Below are 22636 nucleotides of genomic sequence, written 5' to 3' on the forward strand. Positions count from 1 at the left end.
GGGTTTGGTCTGGGCCGCCGGAACGGGAAAACTAGAGCCATGCGCGTATATCCGACCTTCTTCCGGCTGGCCTTCTCATGGATGGACGCCGAACGCGCCCATAAGATCGGGTTCAGGGCTATCCGGCTCGTCCACTCCTGCGGGGCCGGGCGGGTGCTGCAACGGTTCACCGCCCCAGCGGCGTCGCTCCAGACCCGGGCGTTCGGCCTCACGTTCCCGTCACCGTTCGGTCTGGCGGCCGGATTCGATAAGGAGGGCCACGGAATCGAGGCGCTCACCGAGCTGGGCTTCGGCCATGTGGAGGTCGGCACGATCACCGGACAGGCCCAGCCCGGCAACCCGGCCCCGCGGCTCTTCCGCCTGGTCCAGGACCGGGCGGTGATCAACCGGATGGGGTTCAACAATGACGGGGCCGCCGCCGTGGCGCCCCGCCTGAAGTCCGCCCGCGCCGCCCTGCAGCGCCGCCACCCCGGTGTCCGCCCGGTGATCGGCGTCAACATCGGCAAGAGCAAGGTGGTGGAGCTGGACGACGCGGTTGCGGACTACCTCATCAGCGCCCGCAGCCTGGCGCCCGCCGCGGACTACCTGGTGGTCAACGTCAGTTCCCCGAACACCCCCGGCCTGCGGCTGCTCCAGGACGTTGATTCGCTCCGCCCGCTGCTGACGGCCGTGGGGGAGGCGGCGGACAAGGCCTCCGGACGCCACATTCCGCTGCTGGTCAAGATCGCCCCGGACCTCAGCGATGAGGACATCGACGACGTCGCGCGCCTGGCACTGGACCTGAACCTGGACGGAATCATCGCCACCAACACCACCGTCGCCCGCACCGGCCTGTCGTCCGCCCCGGACAAGGTGGCGGACTGCGGCGCCGGCGGACTCTCCGGTGCCCCGCTGAAGCAGCGGTCGCTGGAAGTGCTCGCCCGGTTGAAGGCGGCAACGGGCGGCAAGCTGACCCTGGTCTCGGTGGGCGGCGTCGAAACCGCGCAGGACGTCCAGCAACGGCTCGACGCCGGCGCCACCCTCGTGCAGGGGTACACGGCGTTCCTCTACGAAGGTCCCTTCTGGGCTGCCCACATTAACCGGCAACTCGCGAAGCACCCATCCCGGCGCTGAAGCAGGCGCCGGGAGAGCGCTGAACCCGGCGGCGCCCCGCGTGCCCGCGGACAGGTGCCGCAATCACATCGGGACGACGAAGCCCCCGGCAGTCCTACGGCGGTTTCTAGGGGTCGTTGCAACTCCCAAAAGTCTGGGTGTTGCAACGACCGCTAGAACTCGCCCTACTGCCGGGGGCTCTTTGTTGATCGGGGATCAGGCGGGGTATTCGCCGCGCTTGACGAGGGGCTTGGGAAGGCGCAGGCGGCGGAACTGCAGCGAGCGCATGGAACCGTACCAGACGGTGCCGCGCTCCACGTCGCCGAACTTCTCCGTCAGGCGCTTCCGGAGTTTGCGGGAGAGGATGAAGACGTCGACGAAGACGGCCAGGAACATCACCCAGAACCCGCCCAGGACGTAGATCATCTGCTCGCTGGAGGCCGGGACGAGCAGGGAGACCACCACGAAGATCAGGGCGCCGAACATCAGGTATTCGCCGAGGCTGAAGCGGGCGTCCACATAGTCACGGGCGAAGCGCTTCTGCGGACCCTTGTCCCGGAGCGGCAGGAACTTCTCGTCTCCGGTGTCCAGGGCGGCCCGCATCTTCAACCGCTGCTCCTGGACCGCTGCACGCTCTGCGGCCTTGGAGGCCTTGCGGTCCTCCGGCACGAGCGGCCGCTTGCGGGCCGCCACCTGCGCGCTGCGCTTGGGCGTGGGCGCGCCCTTGCCGAGGGCGGTGTCCCGGGCTGCTGCCCCGGCCGCCTGCTGGTCAACTATGTCCTGCGCCGATGGCGCTTCTTTTTTACGTCCAAACACCCCTACAGAATACCCCGCGGACACCGGCGCGAGACCCAGCCCACACAGGGTATGACGCGCCGCGGCAGTGTTGAGGGTTTAGGGTGATCCACGGCACGGGTAGTGTTCTGGCCATGACCTCATCACCCGCGGGGAACCCGCAAACCGCAACCGCCCTGGCCGGAAACGTCGACACCGAGGCGCTCCGTCAGGCCGTCACCGAATCCTTCGACACCACCATCGCCCAGTTGAAGGAGCTCGTCGCCATCCCGGGCATCGCCTGGCCCAGCTTCGACCCCGCCCCGCTCAATGCCAGCGCCGACGCCGTCGCCGGGCTGGTGCGCGCCAGCGGGTTCGACGACGTCCGGATCCTGCGCTGCGACAAGGAGGACGGGACTCCCGGCGGCCCCGCCGTAGTCGCCCGCCGTCCCGCCGCCGACGGCAAGCCGACGATCCTGCTCTACGCGCACCACGATGTGCAGCCCACCGGCGACCTGACGCTGTGGGAGACGGAGCCGTTCACCGCCGTCGAACGCGACGGGCGGCTTTACGGCCGCGGTGCCGCCGACGACAAGGCCGGGATCCTGGCCCACATCGCCGCCTACGCGGCAGTGACCCGCGTCCTCGGCGACGATCTTGGCTTGGGCGTGACGTTCTTCTTCGAGGGTGAGGAGGAAGCCGGCTCCCCGACCTTCCGCACCTTCCTGGAAACCCACCGGGAGCTGCTGCGCGCCGATGTGATCGTCGTTGCCGACTCCAGCAACTGGAAAGTCGGCATCCCCGCGCTCACCACCAGCCTCCGCGGACTGGTCGACGGCACCATCGAGGTTAAGGTCCTGGACCACGCCGTCCACTCCGGAATGTTCGGCGGCCCCGTGCTGGACGCGCCCACCCTCCTGTCCCGTCTCATCGCCACCCTGCACGACGACGAGGGCAACGTCGCGATCGCCGGGCTGGTCAGCCGGGACGACGCCACCGTGGACCTCTCGGAGGAGGAATACCGCGCGGATGCCTCCGTGCTCGACGGCGTCCGGCTCGCGGGCACCGGCACGATCGCCTCGCGGATGTGGACCAAGCCGGCGCTGTCGATCATCGGCTTCGATGCCCCCGCCGTCGACGTCGCCTCCAACACCCTCCTGCCCCGGGCGCGGGCCAAGTTCAGCATGCGGCTCGCCCCCGGGCAGGATCCGGCCGAGGCCATGGAGGCGGTCCGCCGACATGTGGAAGCCAACGCTCCGTTCGGCGCCCACGTGGTCTTCACTCCGGGGGAGAGCGGCAACGCCTTCCTCACGGACACGTCCTCCCGGGCTGCCGGCGTCGCGATGTGGGCGCTCGGCGAGGCATGGGGCGTCCCAGCGGTGGAAACCGGTATTGGCGGCTCCATCCCGTTCATCGCGGACCTGACCGAGCTCTATCCGGATGTTCAGATCCTGGTCACCGGCGTCGAGGATCCCGATTCCCGGGCGCACAGCGCGAACGAATCCCTCCACCTCGGGGATTTCCGGAACGCCATCGTCGCTGAAGCTCTGATGCTCGCCCGGCTGAATGAGGACGGACTGGCCTGACCGGGCGGGCCGGCCGCGTTCCCGGGGAACATCCAGCCCGCAGGGACGGTTACGTCAGAAGTTAGAGCTACACGGCTGATCGACGTAGCATGTAGCTATAGCCCGTACCGAATAAGTAGGGGCGGGTGCCGCCTTGGCGGTGCCGCAACCACCGTCGTTAGAAGGTAGGCCATGAGCACTACAACCAATGAAAACAGCGCCGACACCACCGCCACGGCGGGCGAGGAACTGGCCACGCACGAAGTCCAGCTGACCGACGTCGCGGCAGGCAAGGTCCGCAGCCTGCTGGAGCAGGAAGGCCGCACCGACCTGCGCCTCCGCGTGGCTGTGCAGCCCGGCGGTTGCTCCGGCCTGATTTACCAGCTCTACTTCGACGAAAGGCTCCTCGACGGAGACGCCGTGCGGGACTACGACGGTGTTGAAGTTGTCGTCGACAAAATGAGCGTCCCCTACCTCAGCGGTGCCAGCATCGACTTCGAGGACACCATCTCCAAGCAGGGCTTTACGATCGACAATCCCAACGCCGGCGGCTCCTGCGCGTGCGGTGATTCCTTCCACTAAGGCCGGGCAAACTGCCCGGCCTTAGTGCCGCCGGATCCATAACGAGCGGACCCGGCAAAAAGGTCCCGACGCACGGCGCGGACATGTGGGCGAAAACTCGCGGGGAGCGGTAAGCTCTACACCGAGTAGTAAAACTTTTCGTGTGCCCTGACCGCCATTTTGCGGGCCGGGGCGACAGCAACAAGTAGGAAGGGCCGTCTGTGAGTTCGCAGAACCGAACCGGCAGCCGACGCAAACAGATCACTACGATCACTGGCTTGGCACTCGCCGGCGCGTTGGCTTTGACTGGATGTTCACCAGAGGTACAGAAAGGGTGGCTGCCCACGGAACGTGGCACCACCAACCACACTGACCGCATCATGGACCTCTGGGTCAACTCATGGATTGCCGCGCTGATTGTCGGTGTCATTACCTGGGGCCTGTTGATCTGGTGCATGGTCGCCTACCGGCGCCGCAAAGGCACCGTCGGATTCCCCCGGCAGAACAGCTTCAACCTGCCCCTCGAGGTCTTCTACCTGACGATCCCTCTGTTCATGGTCCTGGTGTTCTTCTATTTCACCGACCGCGACCAGCAGGCGATCGACAACCGCGCCGAGCCTGCCGACGTCGTCGTTGACGTCCGCGGCAAGCAGTGGGCCTGGGACTTCAACTACAAAAAGGGCGACGTGATCCGCGAGGATGTCCACGAAGCCGGCGTCCAGGCGCACCTAACCGGTGAGGCAGTGGACAAGGAGAAGCTCCCCACCCTGTACCTCCCGGTCAACAAATCGGTGGACGTCGAGCTGAACGCCCGCGACGTCATCCACTCCTTCTGGGTCCCCGCCTTCCTGCAGAAGCGCGACATGATCCCCGGAAAGACCAACTACATCAGGTTCACCCCCACCAAGGAGGGAACCTACGACGGCAAGTGCGCCGAACTCTGTGGCGAATACCACTCCGAAATGCTGTTCCGCGTAAAGGTCGTTTCCGACGCCGAATTCCAGGCGCACCTGGAAAAGCTGCGCCAGGACGGCAACACCGGTCTCCTCGGCGAAGAGTACGACCGCAACCCGGCCCCGACCGAATCCAAGTAAGGGGAGCGACGTGGCAACTACCTATTCACAGCCCACCGGGACCCTCGAGGCTCCCGTAGTACCGAAGTCCAAGGGACGCATTGTCGTCAACTGGATCACCTCCACCGACCACAAGACCATCGGGTACATGTACCTGATCGCGTCCTTCGTGTTCTTCTGCTTCGGCGGCGTCATGGCGCTGCTGATCCGCGCCGAGCTGTTTGAGCCCGGCATGCAGATCCTGCAGACCAAAGAGCAGTACAACCAGCTCTTCACCATGCACGGCACAGTCATGCTGCTGATGTTCGCGACGCCGCTCTTTGCCGGGTTCGCCAACGTCATCATGCCGCTCCAGATCGGTGCACCCGACGTCGCCTTCCCGCGACTGAACGCACTGGCGTTCTGGTTCTTCCTCTTCGGCTCCACCATCGCCGTGTCCGGCTTCGTCACCCCGCAGGGTGCGGCATCGTTCGGCTGGTTCGCCTACGCGCCGCTGTCCAACACGACCTTCAGCCCGGGCGTGGGCGGTGACCTCTGGGTCTTCGGCCTGGCGCTCTCCGGCTTCGGCACCATCCTTGGTGCGGTCAACTTCATCACCACGATCATCTGCATGCGTGCCCCGGGCATGACCATGTGGCGCATGCCGATCTTCACCTGGAACATCCTGGTGACGGCAATCCTGGTCCTGATGGCGTTCCCGCCGCTGGCCGCGGCCCTCTTCGCCCTCGGCGCGGACCGGCGCTTCGGCGCCCACATCTTCGACCCTGAGAACGGCGGCGCCGTCCTCTGGCAGCACCTCTTCTGGTTCTTCGGACACCCCGAGGTCTACATCATCGCCCTGCCGTTCTTCGGCATCGTCTCGGAGATCTTCCCGGTCTTCAGCCGCAAGCCGATCTTCGGTTACAAGGGCCTCGTCTACGCAACCATCTCCATCGCCGCCCTGTCCGTGACCGTGTGGGCGCACCACATGTACGTCACCGGCTCGGTACTGCTGCCGTTCTTCTCCTTCATGACGATGCTGATCGCCGTCCCGACCGGTGTGAAGTTCTTCAACTGGATCGGCACCATGTGGCGGGGTTCCATCACGTTTGAAACCCCCATGCTGTGGAGCATCGGCTTCCTGGCGACGTTCCTCTTCGGCGGCCTGACCGGCATCATCCTGGCTTCCCCGCCGCTGGACTTCCACGTCTCGGACTCCTACTTCGTGGTGGCGCACTTCCACTACGTCGTCTTCGGCACCGTGGTGTTCGCGATGTTCGCCGGCTTCTACTTCTGGTGGCCGAAGTGGACCGGCAAGATGCTCAACGAACGCCTCGGCAAGATCCACTTCTGGATGCTCTTCCTCGGCTTCCACGGCACGTTCCTCATCCAGCACTGGCTGGGCGTCGAGGGCATGCCCCGCCGGTACGCGGATTACATGCCCCAGGACAACTTCACCTGGATGAACCAGTTCTCCACCTACGCCTCGTTCCTGCTGGGCGCCTCGCTGATCCCGTTCTTCTGGAACGTCTACGTCACCTGGCGCAGCAACGAGAAGGTTGAGGTGGATGACCCGTGGGGCTTCGGCGCCTCGCTCGAATGGGCCACTTCCTGCCCGCCGCCGCGTCACAACTTCACCTCGCTGCCGCGGATCCGTTCGGAGCGTCCTGCCTTGGACCTGCACCACCCCGAACTCTCCCAGACATACACCGTGGATTCTCCTGCCCCGGCCGCAGAAGCCCTCGGTAACGCCGACCAGAAGGACAACCCCTAGTGAAGATCGAATCAAGGATTTTTGGACTCGGAGTTTTCTTCTTCGTGCCGGTCGCTCTCATCTACGGCTTCCTGACCAACTGGTCCGAGTGGGTCGGCATCCTCGGCGTGCTGCTGGTCGGCGGCCTCGCCGGCATGATCGGCGCCTACCTCGCCTTCACCGGCAAGCGCGTCGGGATGCGTCCCGAGGACCGCAGTGACGCCGAGATCCACGAGGGCGCCGGCGAGCAGGGCCACTTCAGCCCCTGGAGCTGGTGGCCGCTCGTCCTGGGCCTGGCCAGCGCCACTGGATTCCTCGGACTGGCCATTGGCTTCTGGATTGTCTACATCGCCGCCGGCCTCGCGCTGGTCGCCCTTGTCGGCTGGGTCTACGAGTACAGCCGCGGGGACCACGCGCACTAACGTCCCTTAGGACACAAACCGAGTCAACTACGACGGCGGGCCCCACCTTTCCGGTGGGGCCCGCCGTCGTTGTTTGTCTGTGCCCCTTGAAGGGGCCTGTGAGCCGCTCAGCGGCTCCGGGCAGACTCCAGCAGGGCACAGAGCCCATCGAGGGCTTTCTCGACGTCGTCCGGGCTGTAGCGGGCCGGGACGGCGTTGGGGGAGACGGCTAGCTCCACGGTGCAGCCGCAGTGGAAGTCCTCGGTCATGACTTCCAGCAGGGAGCGGGCATCCACGCCGGGCCGGCCGTCCTTGCTGATCGTGACGGGCAGGCCGGTCTCATGGACAGCGCGGACAAACAGCGCTGCGGGCCGTGCATGCAGTCCGATGGACGCCTTGACGATTGCGTTCCGAACGGGCAACGGGACTCCCTTATCTCTTACGGTGTCATTGGTGCCGGGGGGATACCGGCGCATTCCAGCCTAGCTGCGGGCCTGCTTCCGGGCGAACGGCGACGCGGGTGGTCTAGACCTGTGCGCCGCGTGGCTTAACCTTGAAGCATGAAGATTTCCGGAAGGCCGCACAGTGGCGGCCTCTGACGCAGCGCGCATGGCCGGCGAAATAGACCGGCAAAACGGGACGCCCATTTACATCCAGTTGAGGGAAATCATCAGGGCCCACATTGTGAGCGCCTGCCCGCCGGGTTCCGCGCTGCCCTCGGAGCGGGACCTCGCCGAACGGTTCGGGCTGGCCCGGATGACTGTACGTCAGGCCATTGACGCCCTGGTGGGGGAGGAGGTCATCGAGCGTGTGGTGGGACTCGGCACCTTCGTGCGGAAGCCCAAACTGGATCTCCAGGTCAAGCTGACCTCGTACAGCGAGGAAATGCAGCGCCGCGGCATGGTTCCCGCCGCGAAAGTCCTCAGTTTCGAGCAGATCGGTGCCAGCGCATTCCTGGCCCGGGAACTGCAGTTGGAGGAGGGGACGCCCCTGGTGCGGTTCCGCCGCCTCCTGCTCGCGGACAACGAACCCATGAGCGTCGACGAGAACTTTATCCCCGCCCACCGGGTACCCGGACTGCTCGACGGCGAACCGCCAACCTCGCTGTACAACGTCCTGAGCGAACGCTTCGGCCTGGTGATGGAGTGGGGCGAGGACATGATCGAGGCAACGGCTGCTTCCCCGTCGACCGCCCGACTGCTCAATGTTGAAGTCGGGTCGCCTCTCCTGAAGATCCAGCGCCACGCCTTCGTGGCGCGGGCCATGGTGGACTACTCGGTGTCCTACTACCGGGCGGACCGGTACAAACTCTGGGTGCCCCTGCAGCGGCCAGGTGTCCGCCCCACGCGGAACTACGCTTCGGGGTACCGCTCGTAGCCCGAACGCTGGGCCAGCCGATCAACCCACGGATGCACCACATTCGGAGCCCGCTGCTAGGCACGTGCTTTGCAGGGGCCACTCGGCGACGTCGCGTGAAATGTGCGATGGTGAACCCCAAACACTGCATTCCGGGGGCGAGGGGCGAATGACACGGAAAACGGTCATGTTTCTGACCTGCGTGATTCTTTCCGTTGCGTGGTACTTAGCGGTAGGCGCGTTTGATCGGCTCCTCATCTCTCGCGATCATCAGACGATTTCGCAATACTGCTATACCGAGCATCTGCCTGCCGGCACGGTGCATAGCCACGAGGAATTCATTTTCCCGCCCACAGGCACTTACGATTTTGCTCCCCTCGGGGTGGAGTGCATTTTCGCTACGGCCGACGGAACGACGACTGACTCCTTTTACGTTAGGTACTACCCGATGGTTCTTGCGTGCATCCCTGGGATCGCAACCTTGATGTGGGGCGCACGAATCGCCTGGATCCACCTGCACCCAGGGGACAAAATCCCACAGAACAGCAGCCGGACGTAGCTCTCCCTTGGCCAGTGTGTGTGGTCATTCGTGTCGTTAGACTCGGCGCGCTTGAAGGGTACGCCGCTACCGCTCTTTCCCATAGTGTGCCGTGATGATGCGTGCACTAGGTCTGCCGCGGGGTGCCGCCGCCCTGGGCTCTCACCAGACGGGCATTCCCATCGGGGGACGCAGAAAGGCCCGGTCCTGGTGGACCGGGCCTTCCTGGTGTTCACCGCGGCCTGTTAGTGGCTGAGCGTCTTCTGCGACTCACCAGACTCGATGGCCTCGTGCTCGCCGTGGTGGCCGTGGGCCGCCGCGAGCTCTGCGGGAGTAGCCGGGGCAACCCGGTCCTCGAAGAACCACTTGGAGAAGAGCGCGCGGCGCTTCTCCTTCTTGTCGACGACGCCGTGCGCGTTCGGCTCCGCGGGAAGCGGAGACGGCGACTCGAAGCCGACAAGCTTGTAGCGCTTGTACTCGTCCAGCGGCGCGTGGACCTCGATGAACTCGCCATGCGGCAGGCGCACGATGCGGCCGGTTTCGCGGCCGTGCAGGGCAATCTCGCGGTCCTTGCGCTGCAGGGCCAGGGCGACGCGCTTCGTGACAATGAAGGCGATGACCGGGCCGACGAAGAACAGTGCCCGCAGCCAGTAGGTCACATCGTTCAGCGACACGTGGAAGTGCGTAGCGATGAGGTCCGAGCCGGCAGCTGCCCACATCACGCAGTACCAGACAAAGCCGGCCATGCCGATGGCGGTACGCGTGGGAGCGTTGCGGGGGCGGTCCAGGACGTGGTGTTCGCGGTTGTCCTTGGTGATCCAGCGTTCGATCCACGGGTAGGTGAACAGCACGGTGAAGATGATCCCTGCAGGCACCAGGGCCGGGAGCAGCACATTGAAGGTGAAGACCTGGCCGAACCAGACCTGCTCGACACTCCAGTTGCCGATCGTGCCCGGCATGAGGCGCAGGGCGCCATCGACGAAGCCGATGTACCAGTCAGGCTGCGTACCCGCCGAAACGGGGGAGGGGTCGTACGGGCCGTAGTTCCAGATCGGGTTGATGGTGAAGAACCCGGCCATGAGGGCGACGACACCGAACACGATGAAGAAGAAGCCGCCGGCCTTGGCGGCGTACACCGGGCCGAGGGGGTAGCCGACGACGTTGCCGTCGTTGCGGCCCGGGCCGGGGTACTGGGTGTGCTTGTGCACCACCACCATAAAGAGGTGCAGCACGATCATCAGGAGGATGAGTGCCGGAACCAGCAGGATGTGGAGCATGTATAGGCGGCCGATGATGACCGTTCCGGGGAATTCTCCGCCGAAGAGGAAGAACGAGATGTACGTTCCGACCACCGGAATGGACTTGATCACGCCGTCGATGATGCGCAGGCCGTTGCCGGAGAGCAGGTCATCGGGGAGGGAGTAACCGGTGAAGCCGGCTGCCATCGAGAGGATGAGCAGCACGCCGCCCACCACCCAGTTCATTTCGCGGGGCTTGCGGAACGCGCCGGTGAAGAACACGCGCAGCATGTGCACGGACACGGATGCTACAAACAGCAGTGCGGACCAGTGGTGGACCTGGCGCATGAACAGGCCGCCGCGGACGTCGAAGGAGATGTCCAGGGAGGAGCTGTAAGCCACTGACATTTCGACGTTCTTCAGCGGTGTGTAGGAACCCTGGTAATGGGTCTCCGCCATGGACGGATCAAAGAAGAAGGTCAGGAAGGTGCCCGACAGCAGCAGGATGACGAAGGAGTACAGGGCGACTTCGCCGAACATGAAGGACCAGTGGTCCGGGAAAACCTTGCGGCCGAATTCACGCAGGATGCCTGATCCGCCGACGCGCTCGTCAACAAAGTTCGTGATGCGGCCGCCCTTGGTCTTGGCGACGAAGGTGGGGGCACTAGGCGTTGATGTTGCGCTCATGCTGCTCACGCTCCCAATAGCTAGGTCCAACAGGTTCATGGAAGTCGCTGGTGGCGACCAGGTAGCCCTCGGCGTCAACCGCGATTGGCAGCTGGGGGAGAGGCCGGCTGGCCGGTCCAAAGATAACCTTGCATTCCTGCGTGAGGTCGAAGGTTGACTGGTGGCACGGGCACAGCAGGTGGTGGGTCTGCTGCTCGTAGAGGGCAACAGGGCAACCAACATGGGTGCAGATCTTGGAGTAGGCGACGATTCCGTTGTAACCCCAGTCCTCACGTCCCGGGGACGGATTGAGGGACTCCGGGTTCAGGCGCATAAGCAGAACGACGGCCTTGGCCTTCTCGTTCAACTTGCCTTCCTCCAGCTCGTTCAGGCCCTCGGGGATGACGTGGAACGCCGAACCGATGGTTACGTCGGCTGCCTTGATGGGCGTGCCGTCAGGATCACGGGTGAGCCGCTTGAGCTTGCCATCCTGGGGTGCCCACATGGTGTGCGCCAGGGCGTCGTCGGGACGCGGACCCAGGTCACCGAAGACGGCGAGGGCCGGCAGGGGAGCCAGCGCCACGGCGCCCAGGAGGGTGTTGCGGATCAGCGGGCGGCGCTTGATGCCGGTTTCCTCGACGATGTCGTCGACGATCCGGACAGCGGCCTGGCGGTCATCCTCCGTGCGGATGGCATGACGCTCTTCCGAGACTTCGTGGTCCGGCATCAGGGCCTTCGCCCAGTGCACAATTCCGGTGCCGATACCCAGCATGGCAAACGCGGTGCCAATACCCAGCAGCGCGTTCTGCAGCCGGATGGTGGCGATCGTGCTGTCATCTCCCAGATCAATGGCGAAGTACGCCACCAGGAAGATCAGGGTGCCAACGACCGAGGTCCCGAAAAGAAGGGCTACCTGCCGTTCTGCTCGCTTTGCGGCCTTCGGGTCCGTGTCAGCCAGGCGCAAACGATGCGGGGGAATTCCAGGATCCTGGAACTTCTCCACCTCATTCTGACCAGCCGTAGCTACGGTGCCCGAGTGGTTCGGACTGCCGTCACTATGGTTGCCCATAATTCGCCTCATCCCTCTCTCGTCTCGGCGAGTGCCGAGTTAGCTTTCAATTCAGACTGCTGACGGGTCAGCAGAAAATTCTTACAGGTGCAACAGGTGGGCTAGGACGTCCGGGACGTCAGCCAAATGGTGAAGGCGATGATGACGCCGAGGCCGGCGATCCAGACAAACAGACCTTCAGAAACCGGACCCAGGGAGCCCAGATCCGCGCCGCCGGGTGAACCGTTGGCCTCGATCTGCTTCAGGAAGGTAATGATGTCGCGCTTGCCCTCGGGGGAGAGGTTGGCGTCATTGAACACCGGCATGTTCTGCGGGCCGGTGACCATCGCTTCGTAGATGTGCTTGCTGGACACACCGCTCAGCGCCGGAGCGAATTTGCCACGGGTCAGCGCACCGCCGGCAGCGGCGGCGTTGTGGCACATGGCGCAGTTCACACGGAACAGCTCGCCGCCCTTGGCGGCGTCCCCCTGACCATCGAGGACATTTGCTTCGGGAATCGACGGGCCGGGCCCGAGCGAAGCTACGTAGGCGGCCAGCTGGTGGGTCTGCTCATCGTTGAACTGAACAGGCTTCTTGGGGGCCTGCGGGCCGTTCATCTGCATGGGCATGCGGCCGGTGCCGACCTGGAAGTCGACGGCGGCAGCGCCGACGCCTACCAGGGAGGGGCCGTCCTGCGTACCGCTGGCGCCCATGCCGTGGCAGGTGGCGCAGTTGGACTCAAAGAGCTTGCCGCCTTCCTCTGCGTCGTTGGCGCTGAAGGTAGTGGTGGCTTTGGCCTGGTTCACGGTGGTGGCAACGGCGTACAGCCCACCAGTGACCAGGAGGCCCATCAGCAGCAGTGCAATTGCTGCCAGTGGGTGACGTCGCTTCTGCGAGAGTGCCTTCACGTGGTGGTTCCTTTATTCGATCCTGCGTGGGCTCCGGGAGCCGCTTCTTGAAATTCTGCCTCTTGTAGAAAAAGAGTCAAGTCTTGCTACTTGAGGACGTAGATGACCAGGAAGAGGCCGATCCAGACGACGTCGACGAAGTGCCAGTAGTACGAGGTGACGATCGCGGAGGTTGCTTCGAAGTGGCCGAACTTCTTCGCCGCGAAGGACCGGCCCATGATGAGGAGGAAGGCAACCAAGCCGCCGATGACGTGCAGGCCGTGGAAGCCCGTGGTGATGTAGAACGCCGAACCGTAGGCGTTGGAGGAGAGCGAGACATGCTCGGAAACGAGCATGGCGTACTCAGTCGCCTGGCCGGCCACGAAGAAGGCACCCATGATGAAAGTCAGGGTGAACCATTCGTTCATTCCCCAGCGGGTGAAGCTGAGGGGCCCGCCGCTTCGACGCGGCTGAAGCCGCTCAGCGGCGAAGACGCCCATCTGGCAAGTAAAGGAACTTGCCACGAGGACGATCGTGTTGACGAGCGCAAAGGGGAAGTTGAGCTTGGCTGTCTCTTCGGCCCACATCAGTCCGGAAGTCGAACGGAGTGTGAAGTACATGGCGAAGAGACCGGCGAAGAACATCAACTCACTGGACAGCCAGACTACGGTTCCAACAGAAACCATGTTCGGGCGATTCAGCGTCGGGTGCGCCGGGGTACTGGGGGCATGGGTCGCAGATGTCACATAGACATTATGTCTATAAAACTCCGTCCTGCCCAACGCAAACCGCCTTTTGGGGGGACTTTTTCTACAAAGACGCGAATTCGCGCGGAAAAGTTCCCGGACCCGTTCACATTGGTCTTTGCAGTACGCACCTCGATAGCATCGGAACGTGACTTCTCAGGCATCTGCACAGGCGGCAGGCAACACCTGGCCGCGGCTCATCAACGCCCTCATTAACGGCACGGATCTCACCGCCGGAAACACCGAGTGGGCGATGAACTCGATCATGTCCGGAGAGGCCACGCCCGCGCAGGTCGCCGGATTCCTCGTGGCACTCCGGTCCAAGGGCGAGACCGTCGACGAGCTGGTCGGCCTGGTTGAGGCGATGATCGCCAACGCAAGTCCCATTGAGATCGCCGGGCAGAAGCTGGACATCGTCGGCACCGGCGGGGACCAGCAGAACACCGTCAACATTTCGACCATGGCAGCGCTGATCGCGGCCGGCGCGGGCGCCAAGGTGGTAAAGCACGGCAACCGTGCAGCGTCCTCCACCTCCGGTTCCGCGGATGTCCTGGAGGCCCTGGGCGTCCGGCTGGACCTGCCGATCCCTCGGGTCGCCCTCAATGCGGAGGAAGCGGGCATCACGTTCTGCTTCGCCCAGGTGTTCCACCCCTCGATGCGGCATGCCGCCGTCGCCCGCCGTGAACTCGGCGTGCCCACGGCCTTCAACTTCCTGGGACCCATGATTAACCCGGCCCACGTTCAGGCCTCGGCGGTGGGCGTCGCCAACGAGCGGATGGCCCCGCTGGTGGCGGGCGTGCTGGCCAAGCGCGGCAGCCGCGGACTCGTGTTCCGCGGGGATGACGGACTGGATGAACTGACCACTACCGGCCCGTCCCGGGTGTGGGAAATCCGGAACGGCGCGGTAAGTGAAGAGACGTTCGATCCGGGTGATCTGGGAATTCGACGGGCAACCCTTGAGGAACTGCGCGGCGGGGACGCCGCAGCCAATGCCGCCGTCGTGCGTTCCGTTCTTGCCGGCGGCCGCGGTCCGGCGCGGGATGCCGCCCTGCTGAACGCCGCGGCCGGGCTCGTGGCCTTCGATCTGGACGCCGTCGGGCCGTTCGGCGAGCGGATGGCCGCGGCGTTGAAGCGTGCGGATGAGTCCATCGAATCTGGTGCGGCCGCAGCCGTCCTGGACCGCTGGGTCGCGCTGTCGCGCAGTTGACCTGCGCACCAGCTGGCCTGCGCACCAGTTGACCAGCACTCCGCTTGAACCGTCTGCGGGACTTAGCCGGGCGGGGCGCTCCCGGCGTCGGCCCCGCCTGCGTGGCCTTACTGTTCGAAGCCGAGGGCGAACGCCGCGTCCAGGTCGTGCTGGGAATAGGCGCGGAACGCGATCTGCGTGGTGGTGTGGACAACGCCGGGGACCTTGGAGAGCTTGTCCGCGATCGCGTCCGCCAAATCCTCGTGCTTCGGGACCCGGGCGATCGCAATGAGATCCCACTCGCCGGTGACGGAGTACACCTCGCTAATGCCCTGGATGGCGGAGATCTCTTCCGCGGTCTCCGGGATGCGGGAAGCGTCTGTCTTAATCAGGACGAAAGCGGTGACCACGTGTGAACCTTTCCGGATCTGTTGCGCCGTTGCCGGCCGGTGACGGGCCCCTGACGGTAGTCCCCGGGGCCCCGGCCATGTCCTTGCAAGCCTAGTCCATCAGGCCCTGCCGCGGCGTGTGTTTCGCCGCCGGATGGCCGAGGCCAGGAGGCGGTATCCGAGCAGGAACAGCCCCAGGCTGAGCAGCGCCACGATCACGAACGGCAGCACCACCGTCTGCCCGGTGACGGCCCGCAGGAGCATACCGACAGTGACCGCGCCGAGCCAGACGCCGACGCCGGCCGGCCAGAGGGCCAGCGGCGACCGCCAGATCCGCATGGCCAGCCAGGACACCGCCGCACCGGCCAGGAACGGCCAGGCGGTGGCCAGCACGCCGGTGACGACGTCCCCGCGCTGATGGGCGTCACGGCCGATGGCCGCGAAAAGGAGGATCAGTGCCGCGTCCGCGCATGCGGCCAGTACGGCTGTCCGCCTCGCTCCCGATGCCGGGGCCGGTCCGGTAGTGGCGGGGCGGGGGAGCGGTGGCGTTGAAGAAGGCATGTTCCAAGCCTATCCGGGTGCGGCGCCGGGAGCCGTTGTGTCAGATAGTTCCCGCGACTAGGCTCGGCCCACAACCCCGCACTGCCCGGGAGGCACCGTCCGGGTCCGGGCCGAACGAAAGAGGATGCGCTGTGGCCGAAAAGATCACCACCTGCCTGTGGTTCGACAACCAGGCGGAGGAAGCTGCCGGGTTCTACGTCTCCATCTTCGACGGCGGGAAGGTGACCGACGTGTCCCGATACGGCGAGGGCGGTCCCGGACCGGCTGGCCAGGCGATCACCGTGCGCTTCGAAATCGAGGGGCGGACCTTCACGGCCTTGAACGGGGGACCGGCCTTCACCTTCAACGAGTCAATCTCCTTCGTCATCGACTGTTCGTCCCAGGCGGAAGTGGACCGCTACTGGACTGCGCTGGGCGAGGGCGGCACCGAAAGCCAGTGCGGTTGGCTCAAAGACAGGTACGGGGTTTCGTGGCAGGTGGTCCCCTCTGTGCTGGGCGAGCTGATCGGCGGTCCGGATCCGGCGGGTGCACAACGCGCCATGCAGGCCATGCTGGGCATGCAGAAGCTGGACATCGCGGTCTTGCAGAAGGCCTACGACGGAAGCTGACCCCGGGGCCGGACGCGGAATGCCGTGACGTTGCAGGGGAGTTGGCTTTTGCATCTTGCCGACAGATCGCCGCAGGGTGTCCAATCCATATAGGCGGCCCCGCGCCGCGCCATGGCCTGCGGGCGGCGGGCCGACAGATGCATCAGGAGGTTCCCATGCCTGCCAAAGACGCGAAGGCTCCGGCGAAGGCCGCCGCCCGGGGCACTTCTGAACTGCGGCGCGCCGACGCCACCGATGCCCAGCCGCCCGAAGAGCCGGAGCAGATCCGGAACGTGGCGCTGGTGGGCCACTCCGGAGCAGGCAAGACGATGCTGGCAGAAGCGCTGCTGGCCGCAACCGGTGCCATCTCGCGGAAGGGGTCGATCACCGAAGGCACCACGGTCGGCGACTCGGAGCCGGCCGCGATCCACCAGCAACGCTCCGTCGCCCTCTCCGTGGTGCCCGTGACGGCCGGCGGCATCAAAGTGAACCTCCTCGACACCCCGGGCTACCCGGACTTTGTCGGGGAACTGCGGGCCGGGTTGCGGGCGGCGGACGCAGCGTTATTCGTTGTCTCGGCCGTGGACGGCATTGACGCTGCCACAACGGCCCTCTGGGGAGAGTGCCAGCGCCTCGGGGTGCCGCGGGCTGTGGTGATCAGCCGGCTGGATCATCCCCGGGCCGACTTCGACGCCGCGCTCGAAAGATGCCAGCGGGCCTTCGGGGACACGGTGGTGCCGCTCTACCTTCCGGTCAGCAAAGGGACGGACGTTACCGGCCTGTTGGGCCTGCTTTCGGGCACCGTTTCGGAGCAGTCGCCGGATGATGCGCCGCCCGAGTTCCGGAACACGGACGACGTCGAGCGCGTCGCCTCGGAAGCGGCCCGGGGAGCCCTGATTGAAGGGATCATCGCCGAAAGCGAGGACGAGTCGCTGATGGAGCGGTACCTTGACGGCGAGGAAATCCCGCCCGAGGTCCTGGTCAGCGACTTGGAGACGGCTGTTGCCCGGGGTTCCTTCCATCCCGTGATCGCCACGTCCGCCGAGACCGGCGTCGGCCTGGCCGAACTGCTGGAGGTGGTGACGCGGGCCTTCCCCGCGCCCACCGAACGGCCCCGTCCCGCAGTGTCCCACCTTGACGGGACGCCGGCCGCGACACCGGACTGCGACCCCGCCGCTCCGCTGCTCGGCGAAGTGGTGCGCACCACCACCGATCCTTTCCTGGGCCGCGTCTGCCTGGTCCGGCTCTTTGCCGGCACGCTGCGGGAGGACTCGGCGGTCCACGTGGCCGGGCGCGGCCTGGCGGACCGGGGCCACGTCGATCACGACAGCGATGAGCGGGTCTCCCACCTGTATTCGCCGCTGGGATCCAGCCTGCGGCCTGTGCCGTTCAGCGTCGCCGGGGATATCTGCGCCCTGACGAAGCTGGGGCCGGCCGAGACAGGGGACACGGTTTCGGCCAAGGAATTTCCGCTGCTGATCCAACCGTGGGAGATGCCGGAGCCGCTGCTGCCCGTTGCCGTTGAAGCGGCCTCCCACGGTGATGAGGATGCCCTGGCGCGCAGCCTGGGCAAGGTGGCTGCGGGGGACCCGGCGCTCCGGGTGGAACGGAACGCCGAGACGCACCAGCTGGTCCTCTGGTGCATGGGGGAGGCGCACGCGGACGTGGTCCTGGGAAGGTTGCGCGAGCAGGGCGTCAACCTGCGGACCGTCGACATTGTGACCCCGCTGCGGGAGACCTTTGCCGCTCCGGCCGCAGGCCACGGACGGCACGTGAAGCAGTCGGGCGGCCACGGCCAGTACGCCGTCTGCGACATCGAGGTGGAGCCGCTGGAACGGGGGGCCGGCTTTGAATTCGTGGACAAAACCGTGGGCGGGGTGATTCCGGGCCCCTTTGTCGCCTCGGTGGAGAAGGGCGTGCGGGCGCAGATGCAGAAGGGCGTGTCCGCGGGTTTCCCGGTGGTGGACATCCGGGTGACCCTGCTCGGCGGCAAGGCGCACAGTGTGGATTCGTCTGACGCGGCCTTTCAGGCTGCCGGTGCGCTGGCCTTGCGGGAAGCCGCCGCGGCCGGACGGATTCAACTGCTGGAACCCGTCTCGGCGGCGACGATCGCCGTTGCCGATGAGCACGTCGGCGCGGTGATGAGCGATCTGTCCTCGCGCCGGGCGCGGCTGACCGGAACGACGTCGACCGGGGGAGAGCTGACCGAAATCAGCGCCGAAGTGCCGGACCAGGAACTGGTGCGGTACGCCGTCGAGCTGCGCGCACTGACGTCGGGAAGCGGCCGGTTCCGCCGGAGCTACCTGCGCCACGAACCCGTGCCGCCGGCTGCCGCACGAGCGGCTGCGAAGGACTGAGCAGGTCAGCGGCCACGGAGGGACGCCGCTGCGGGGACTCCAGCCGGGAAGTCCGGCAGGGCACCGGCGGGAGTGTGGAAGATCCACATCGACAGTACCCGGTAGACGTCCCAGTCCCCGTCGGCCGCGCGCAGCGACGCCACCTGGGAACCGTCCGCCTCGTCCGTGACCCTGATGACCTCCAGGCGGACCGTCGGTGCGCCCGGCAGGCGGAGCGGGACAAAGCCCGACGGCGGCAGCGTGCCCTGCGGGAAGCGCACGGCAGCTCCACCTACGGAAACGTCGAGAAGGTCGCCCCGGACGCCGTCGCTCTCCACGGGAGCATCCACCTCAAAGCGGTAGGCGTTGCGGCGCGACGTGGCGAATTCCGCTGCGCGGATTCGCCGGGTGCCAAGGACCAGCACAACGCCGGCGAGAACCAGCCACGCACCGGAAGCGACCGTGGAGCCCGGCGAGGTGCGCCAGGGCACCAGGCCGGCAAGCCCGGCCGCAGCATAGAGGATCACGAGGCTGATCAGCACCACCATCACGAGCAGGATGCGCGGTGTCCGGCCGCGGAGGCGGACGTCCGCGGCGCCCTTGGGCGTGACTTCAAAGTGAAGAATGTTTCGGGTGATCAGCCACCACAGGCACGCCAGGCCCACCGGAACGCGGAAGATGCGCAGTGCGAAGGCGGTTGGCCAGTGAATCTCATGGCGCATCAGCCGTTTGGAACCCCCCAGCCGGATGGTGAACATGGCAATGAAGACGCCGGTAAACAGGAGGGGGCCCGCCGTGGACGTCTGGGCGCCGGAGAGCATTACCAGCACTGGAATGAGGAAGGCGACCAGGGTGGCGATGCCTTCGAGCCACCAGAGTGTTCCGTTGAGGTACTCGTGGTAGTTCCGCCAGGACATCCAGCTCTTCGCCGCCCACAGCTTTTCGTGGACCAGGATCTGCATGGCCCCCATTCCCCAGCGCCGCCGCTGCAGGAGGTACTGGTCCGGGGTGGCCGGGGCCAGCCCGACAGCGAGGGTCTGGTGGTGGTAGACGGTTTTCCAGCCGCGCCGGATGAGTTTGAGCGTGGTGTGCATGTCCTCGGTGATGGTCTCGGTTGCCACTCCGCCGACCTCCCGGAGGGCGCTGATCCGCAACAGCGACGTCGATCCGCACCAGAACGGGCCCGCGCCCGGCACGTTGCGCGAGGGCATCATGACGTTGAAGAACATGCCCTGTTCGCCCGTGATGCCGTCGTCGTCGAACGCGCCTCCGTTGTAAAAGGACTGCGGACCCTGGATCAGGGCCACCTCGTCGTCAGCGAACCAGCCCAGCGTGGCGGTCAGGAACGTCGGCAGCGGCACATGGTCGCAGTCCAGAACGGCAATAATGTCAATCCCCGGGGCGCCGGCGGCCTCTTCCGCCGCCATCAGGTCGAGGGCATGGTTCATGTTGCCGGCCTTGGCGTGATCGTGGACGTCGCGCCGGACATAGCGGGCACCGTAGGCGGCGCACATCTCCTCCACCCACGGCCGGTCGCCGTCGTCGAGAACCCACGTCTCGTGCTCCGGGGCGAGTTCGCAGGCCGCGGCGACCGTGGGTGTCAGCACCTCGATCGGTTCGTTGTACGTCGGGATCAGGACCGCGACACGCATCCCGTGCGGTGCCTCGTCCACCGGCGCCGGCGGGCGGCTGTCGATATTCCAGACTGCCCATGCCTTCAGAACCAAGCCAGTCAGCGGCAGCGCTTCGAAGGTCAGCAGGATCCACGCGATGGTGAGGTTCCATTCGCCGGAGGGCAGGGTGAAGAGCACGCGCCAGACGAGGTAGAGAATCAGGGCCGCGATGGCGGCGAGGGCGCCCACGTGTGCCCAGCGGCGGGAGCGTGGGGCCTCGAGTCCGGGAGTCCCCAGCCTGGCCGCCCAGCCGGCAATACCGGCTTTGGACAGGGCTTTGGCCTCCAGCGGGACGGCTGGCGAAACGGCGGACAGTTCATGTGGGCGTAGCCGCACGTCGTCGCGAGACACGTGATCTCCTGAGATAGATTGTTGCCCCCAACGGGCCCAGCGTATCAACGCGTGGGGCGGAAGTAATCTCGTGGGGCAGAAGCTGCGCTAAAGCTTCGCCTTTCTGTTCGCTCCAGGGGGACCGGGTCTCTCGGGGCCACGGCTCAGGCGTCGGAAAGGCCCGTCCCGGCTGGGGTGGTGCGCCGTCGGCTCACCGGCAATGATGATTGCAGTGCCCGGCAGTTCAGCGCTTGTCTGGGCGATGTGGCAGGTTCAACAGGGAGGCGAAGCCCCCATGCGGACAGCCTTGGGTGCACATGCGCGGACGGCCGGAGGAAGGAGTAGCCAGTGTGGAGCGAGGTTCAGGAGGGCGGGCCCTCAACATCCTGGGTGGAGCTGCCCGAAAACGGCTGGGGAGCGCTCATGGGGTGGGCAGCCGGCCGGGACAACCTGCGCCGCTCTCCGTCCTCGGACGTGGGCAGAACGGTCACGGGCTACATCGAGGACGCTCACGGGCGGACACCTTTCGTGGAGCCGTTTACGGCTGCCGACCGGGAAAGCATCGATGATGACATCGACATGTATCTGAGGGACGCGGGCGTCCCTCCGCGTCCGAGGGGGTTTGTTTGGATGATCCGCGTTCCGCACGGACATATGTCGCCCGAGGCCTTTCTGGCAGACGTTGACGGCGCAATCCTTCGTGCCTCAGATGACTCTGTCACGCATCCAATGCAGCTGTTGCCGGTTTTCGCCGACGTTCTCCGCGACATCTACGCCCGGGGCTAGCTGCCCCCTGCACGATCAGCTTCGGAGGTACTGGCGCAGGCCGGGAATGGCGAAGTCAACCTTTCCGTAACCGGCTGACTCGATGAGGCCCGCGGCGATGAGCCTGTTGCGGTACTTCGAGACCACATTGGGTTTGGACCCGATGGCCTGCCCGATCTGGGCGGCGGTCGATGCGCCGTCCTGCTCGGCCATGGCGTCCAGGAATGCACGGTCCTTCTCAGAGATGTCCGACAACGCGGACTCCACGACAACCAGCGTGTTGCGTCGTTGAGAGGCGGTGACTGCCATCTGGACATTGTCCTCGTTGAGGGTCCAACCCGCCTTGTCGGCTTCCATCCACAGGTAGTAGCCGACAAGTTGAATGAGGAAGGGGTAGCCCTCAGTAGCTTCCGCGGCCCCAGTGATGTGGGCGGGGGAGACGTCGATGCCGTTCCGACTGAAAAGCTCCCGGTATGACGCAGTGACTTCGGTGATGGCCGCCTCGTGAAGGTTTATCCTGTCGGCCCGGCGGAGGAAAGTCGCGACGCCTTCGTTGAGCAGATCCGACACGGCGGAGGGGAGTCCGGCGAAGATCAGGCCGATGGGCAGCCCTTGACGGATGAAGTGTTGCACGTCGGAGGCCAGCTGGGAGATTTCCGCGCGGTCGACGGCGTGGATCTCGTCAATGGTGATGACCAGGCCTGTACCTTTTGCCTGCAGCAGGCCCAGCAGCTCCTCTCCGGTCCGACGCCAGTCGGGAACGCGCTCCTGGGGGAGTTGGGTGGTCAACCCGAACCCTGCGGCGGAGAAGGCGGTGACCTTCCGGGCAGGCGGGCCGTCACCGAGCTCGTCGAGCAGGCGGAGCATGTCATCGCCGATCTTGGCAAGGAACCCGGGATTGGCCGTCCGGGAGATGACTGCCCAGCCATGATTCCTGGCGATTTCTTCCGCGGCGCTCAACATGACGGTCTTGCCGATGCCTCGGGCCCCGGTGATGATGGTGAGAAGTCCCGGAGCGCCCGAGCCCTGGCGGAGGCCGTACTCGAATTCGTCCAACAGCCCGGCGCGCCCGATCAGGTCCGGCGGCGTGGCACCGGCCGTCGGTTTGAAGGGGTTTTGCACGGGGCCTCCT

Annotated in this window: 21 protein-coding genes; 11 read left to right on the plus strand and 10 right to left on the minus strand. The window is 65.7% G+C overall.

Translation table 11 applies throughout. The features are described from left to right. The first annotated feature begins 39 nt into the window (after nucleotides 1-39). On the plus strand, nucleotides 40-1113 hold the full coding sequence (locus AC6EUH_RS08515) for a quinone-dependent dihydroorotate dehydrogenase (RefSeq protein ID WP_056429507.1): 1074 nt from the start codon (nucleotides 40-42) through the stop codon (nucleotides 1111-1113). Between the two features lie 195 nt (nucleotides 1114-1308). Here AC6EUH_RS08515 and AC6EUH_RS08520 read toward each other — a convergent pair whose 3' ends face one another. Then, nucleotides 1309-1908 carry a DUF3043 domain-containing protein gene (locus AC6EUH_RS08520; protein ID WP_144670404.1) on the minus strand — a complete coding sequence of 200 codons (600 nt, stop codon included), beginning with the start codon at nucleotides 1906-1908 and terminating at the stop codon, nucleotides 1309-1311. A 113-nt stretch (nucleotides 1909-2021) separates the two neighbouring features. Here AC6EUH_RS08520 and AC6EUH_RS08525 point away from each other — a divergent pair, with 113 nt between their 5' ends. The 5 genes from AC6EUH_RS08525 to AC6EUH_RS08545 all read left to right on the plus strand — a co-directional run bounded on the left by AC6EUH_RS08525 (nucleotide 2022) and on the right by AC6EUH_RS08545 (nucleotide 7219). Then, nucleotides 2022-3452 carry a dipeptidase gene (locus AC6EUH_RS08525; protein WP_499738355.1) on the plus strand — a complete coding sequence of 477 codons (1431 nt, stop codon included), beginning with the start codon at nucleotides 2022-2024 and terminating at the stop codon, nucleotides 3450-3452. A gap of 171 nt (nucleotides 3453-3623) precedes the next feature. Further along, entirely contained in the window at nucleotides 3624-4013 is a 390-nt protein-coding gene (locus AC6EUH_RS08530; RefSeq protein ID WP_056429503.1) for a HesB/IscA family protein, read from the plus strand. 200 nt (nucleotides 4014-4213) lie between these two features. Further along, nucleotides 4214-5086 carry an aa3-type cytochrome oxidase subunit II gene (ctaC, locus tag AC6EUH_RS08535; protein WP_056429502.1) on the plus strand — a complete coding sequence of 291 codons (873 nt, stop codon included), beginning with the start codon at nucleotides 4214-4216 and terminating at the stop codon, nucleotides 5084-5086. Between the two features lie 10 nt (nucleotides 5087-5096). Next, a complete protein-coding gene (gene ctaD, locus AC6EUH_RS08540; protein ID WP_056429500.1) occupies nucleotides 5097-6818 on the plus strand; it encodes an aa3-type cytochrome oxidase subunit I in 1722 nt (573 codons plus the stop codon). After that, entirely contained in the window at nucleotides 6818-7219 is a 402-nt protein-coding gene (locus AC6EUH_RS08545) for a cytochrome c oxidase subunit 4 (protein WP_056429499.1), read from the plus strand. Before ctaD ends, AC6EUH_RS08545 begins: the two co-directional genes overlap by 1 nt. Nucleotides 7220-7326: 107 nt before the next feature. Here AC6EUH_RS08545 and AC6EUH_RS08550 read toward each other — a convergent pair whose 3' ends face one another. Next, nucleotides 7327-7620 carry an HPr family phosphocarrier protein gene (locus AC6EUH_RS08550; RefSeq protein ID WP_499738356.1) on the minus strand — a complete coding sequence of 98 codons (294 nt, stop codon included), beginning with the start codon at nucleotides 7618-7620 and terminating at the stop codon, nucleotides 7327-7329. 187 nt (nucleotides 7621-7807) lie between these two features. On the opposite strand from AC6EUH_RS08550, the gene AC6EUH_RS08555 reads away from it, so the two are divergent. Beyond that, a complete protein-coding gene (locus AC6EUH_RS08555) occupies nucleotides 7808-8575 on the plus strand; it encodes a GntR family transcriptional regulator (RefSeq protein ID WP_056429497.1) in 768 nt (255 codons plus the stop codon). Between the two features lie 762 nt (nucleotides 8576-9337). Here the strand turns inward: AC6EUH_RS08555 and qcrB are convergent. The 4 genes from qcrB to ctaE all read right to left on the minus strand — a co-directional run bounded on the left by qcrB (nucleotide 9338) and on the right by ctaE (nucleotide 13713). Further along, nucleotides 9338-11017 carry a cytochrome bc1 complex cytochrome b subunit gene (gene qcrB, locus AC6EUH_RS08560; RefSeq protein ID WP_499738357.1) on the minus strand — a complete coding sequence of 560 codons (1680 nt, stop codon included), beginning with the start codon at nucleotides 11015-11017 and terminating at the stop codon, nucleotides 9338-9340. After that, the gene (gene qcrA, locus AC6EUH_RS08565) at nucleotides 10995-12065 is read right to left on the minus strand and encodes a cytochrome bc1 complex Rieske iron-sulfur subunit (protein ID WP_499738358.1); all 1071 of its coding nucleotides are present in this window, start codon (nucleotides 12063-12065) and stop codon (nucleotides 10995-10997) included. Before qcrA ends, qcrB begins: the two co-directional genes overlap by 23 nt. A 101-nt stretch (nucleotides 12066-12166) precedes the next feature. Further along, nucleotides 12167-12952, minus strand: a complete 786-nt coding sequence (qcrC, locus tag AC6EUH_RS08570; protein WP_056429491.1) for a cytochrome bc1 complex diheme cytochrome c subunit — start codon at nucleotides 12950-12952, stop codon at nucleotides 12167-12169. An 86-nt stretch (nucleotides 12953-13038) separates the two neighbouring features. After that, a complete protein-coding gene (ctaE, locus tag AC6EUH_RS08575; protein WP_442853893.1) occupies nucleotides 13039-13713 on the minus strand; it encodes an aa3-type cytochrome oxidase subunit III in 675 nt (224 codons plus the stop codon). A gap of 112 nt (nucleotides 13714-13825) precedes the next feature. Here ctaE and trpD point away from each other — a divergent pair, with 112 nt between their 5' ends. Then, a complete protein-coding gene (gene trpD, locus AC6EUH_RS08580; RefSeq protein ID WP_056429487.1) occupies nucleotides 13826-14884 on the plus strand; it encodes an anthranilate phosphoribosyltransferase in 1059 nt (352 codons plus the stop codon). A gap of 107 nt (nucleotides 14885-14991) precedes the next feature. Here trpD and AC6EUH_RS08585 read toward each other — a convergent pair whose 3' ends face one another. Both AC6EUH_RS08585 and AC6EUH_RS08590 read right to left on the minus strand, forming a co-directional pair. After that, nucleotides 14992-15273, minus strand: a complete 282-nt coding sequence (locus tag AC6EUH_RS08585) for an Lrp/AsnC family transcriptional regulator (RefSeq protein WP_144670379.1) — start codon at nucleotides 15271-15273, stop codon at nucleotides 14992-14994. A 99-nt stretch (nucleotides 15274-15372) separates the two neighbouring features. Continuing rightward, on the minus strand, nucleotides 15373-15813 hold the full coding sequence (locus AC6EUH_RS08590; RefSeq protein ID WP_499738359.1) for a DUF3054 domain-containing protein: 441 nt from the start codon (nucleotides 15811-15813) through the stop codon (nucleotides 15373-15375). A gap of 131 nt (nucleotides 15814-15944) precedes the next feature. Between AC6EUH_RS08590 and AC6EUH_RS08595 the strand changes: the two genes are divergently transcribed. Then, nucleotides 15945-16421 (plus strand): VOC family protein, encoded by a 477-nt coding sequence (locus AC6EUH_RS08595; protein WP_499738360.1) that lies wholly within the window; start codon nucleotides 15945-15947, stop codon nucleotides 16419-16421. Between the two features lie 155 nt (nucleotides 16422-16576). Further along, the gene (locus AC6EUH_RS08600; RefSeq protein WP_499738361.1) at nucleotides 16577-18757 is read left to right on the plus strand and encodes an elongation factor G-like protein EF-G2; all 2181 of its coding nucleotides are present in this window, start codon (nucleotides 16577-16579) and stop codon (nucleotides 18755-18757) included. 5 nt (nucleotides 18758-18762) lie between these two features. On the opposite strand, the gene AC6EUH_RS08605 is transcribed toward AC6EUH_RS08600, so the two are convergent. Beyond that, nucleotides 18763-20760, minus strand: coding sequence for a glycosyltransferase family 2 protein (locus AC6EUH_RS08605; protein WP_499738362.1), 1998 nt, complete (start codon nucleotides 20758-20760; stop codon nucleotides 18763-18765). A gap of 327 nt (nucleotides 20761-21087) precedes the next feature. Here AC6EUH_RS08605 and AC6EUH_RS08610 point away from each other — a divergent pair, with 327 nt between their 5' ends. After that, complete coding sequence (locus tag AC6EUH_RS08610; RefSeq protein ID WP_499738363.1) at nucleotides 21088-21525, plus strand: DUF5956 family protein; 438 nt, start codon at nucleotides 21088-21090, stop codon at nucleotides 21523-21525. Between the two features lie 15 nt (nucleotides 21526-21540). On the opposite strand, the gene AC6EUH_RS08615 is transcribed toward AC6EUH_RS08610, so the two are convergent. Further along, nucleotides 21541-22626 carry a DUF8462 domain-containing protein gene (locus AC6EUH_RS08615; RefSeq protein ID WP_499738364.1) on the minus strand — a complete coding sequence of 362 codons (1086 nt, stop codon included), beginning with the start codon at nucleotides 22624-22626 and terminating at the stop codon, nucleotides 21541-21543. Between the last annotated feature and the right edge of the window lie 10 nt (nucleotides 22627-22636).

It is taken from the genome of Arthrobacter sp. 001422645, assembly GCF_059816125.1.

Excerpts from the sequence above, each read along its gene's own strand:
- AC6EUH_RS08515 (WP_056429507.1), top strand. The coding sequence starts at position 40 with ATGCGCGTATATCCGACCTTCTTCCGGCTGGCCTTCTCATGGATGGAC.
- AC6EUH_RS08530 (WP_056429503.1), top strand. The coding sequence starts at position 3,624 with ATGAGCACTACAACCAATGAAAACAGCGCCGACACCACCGCCACGGCG.
- AC6EUH_RS08525 (WP_499738355.1), top strand. The coding sequence starts at position 2,022 with ATGACCTCATCACCCGCGGGGAACCCGCAAACCGCAACCGCCCTGGCC.
- AC6EUH_RS08590 (WP_499738359.1), bottom strand. The coding sequence starts at position 15,813 with ATGCCTTCTTCAACGCCACCGCTCCCCCGCCCCGCCACTACCGGACCG.
- qcrB (WP_499738357.1), bottom strand. The coding sequence starts at position 11,017 with ATGAGCGCAACATCAACGCCTAGTGCCCCCACCTTCGTCGCCAAGACC.
- AC6EUH_RS08555 (WP_056429497.1), top strand. The coding sequence starts at position 7,808 with ATGGCCGGCGAAATAGACCGGCAAAACGGGACGCCCATTTACATCCAG.
- qcrA (WP_499738358.1), bottom strand. The coding sequence starts at position 12,065 with ATGGGCAACCATAGTGACGGCAGTCCGAACCACTCGGGCACCGTAGCT.
- AC6EUH_RS08600 (WP_499738361.1), top strand. The coding sequence starts at position 16,577 with ATGCCTGCCAAAGACGCGAAGGCTCCGGCGAAGGCCGCCGCCCGGGGC.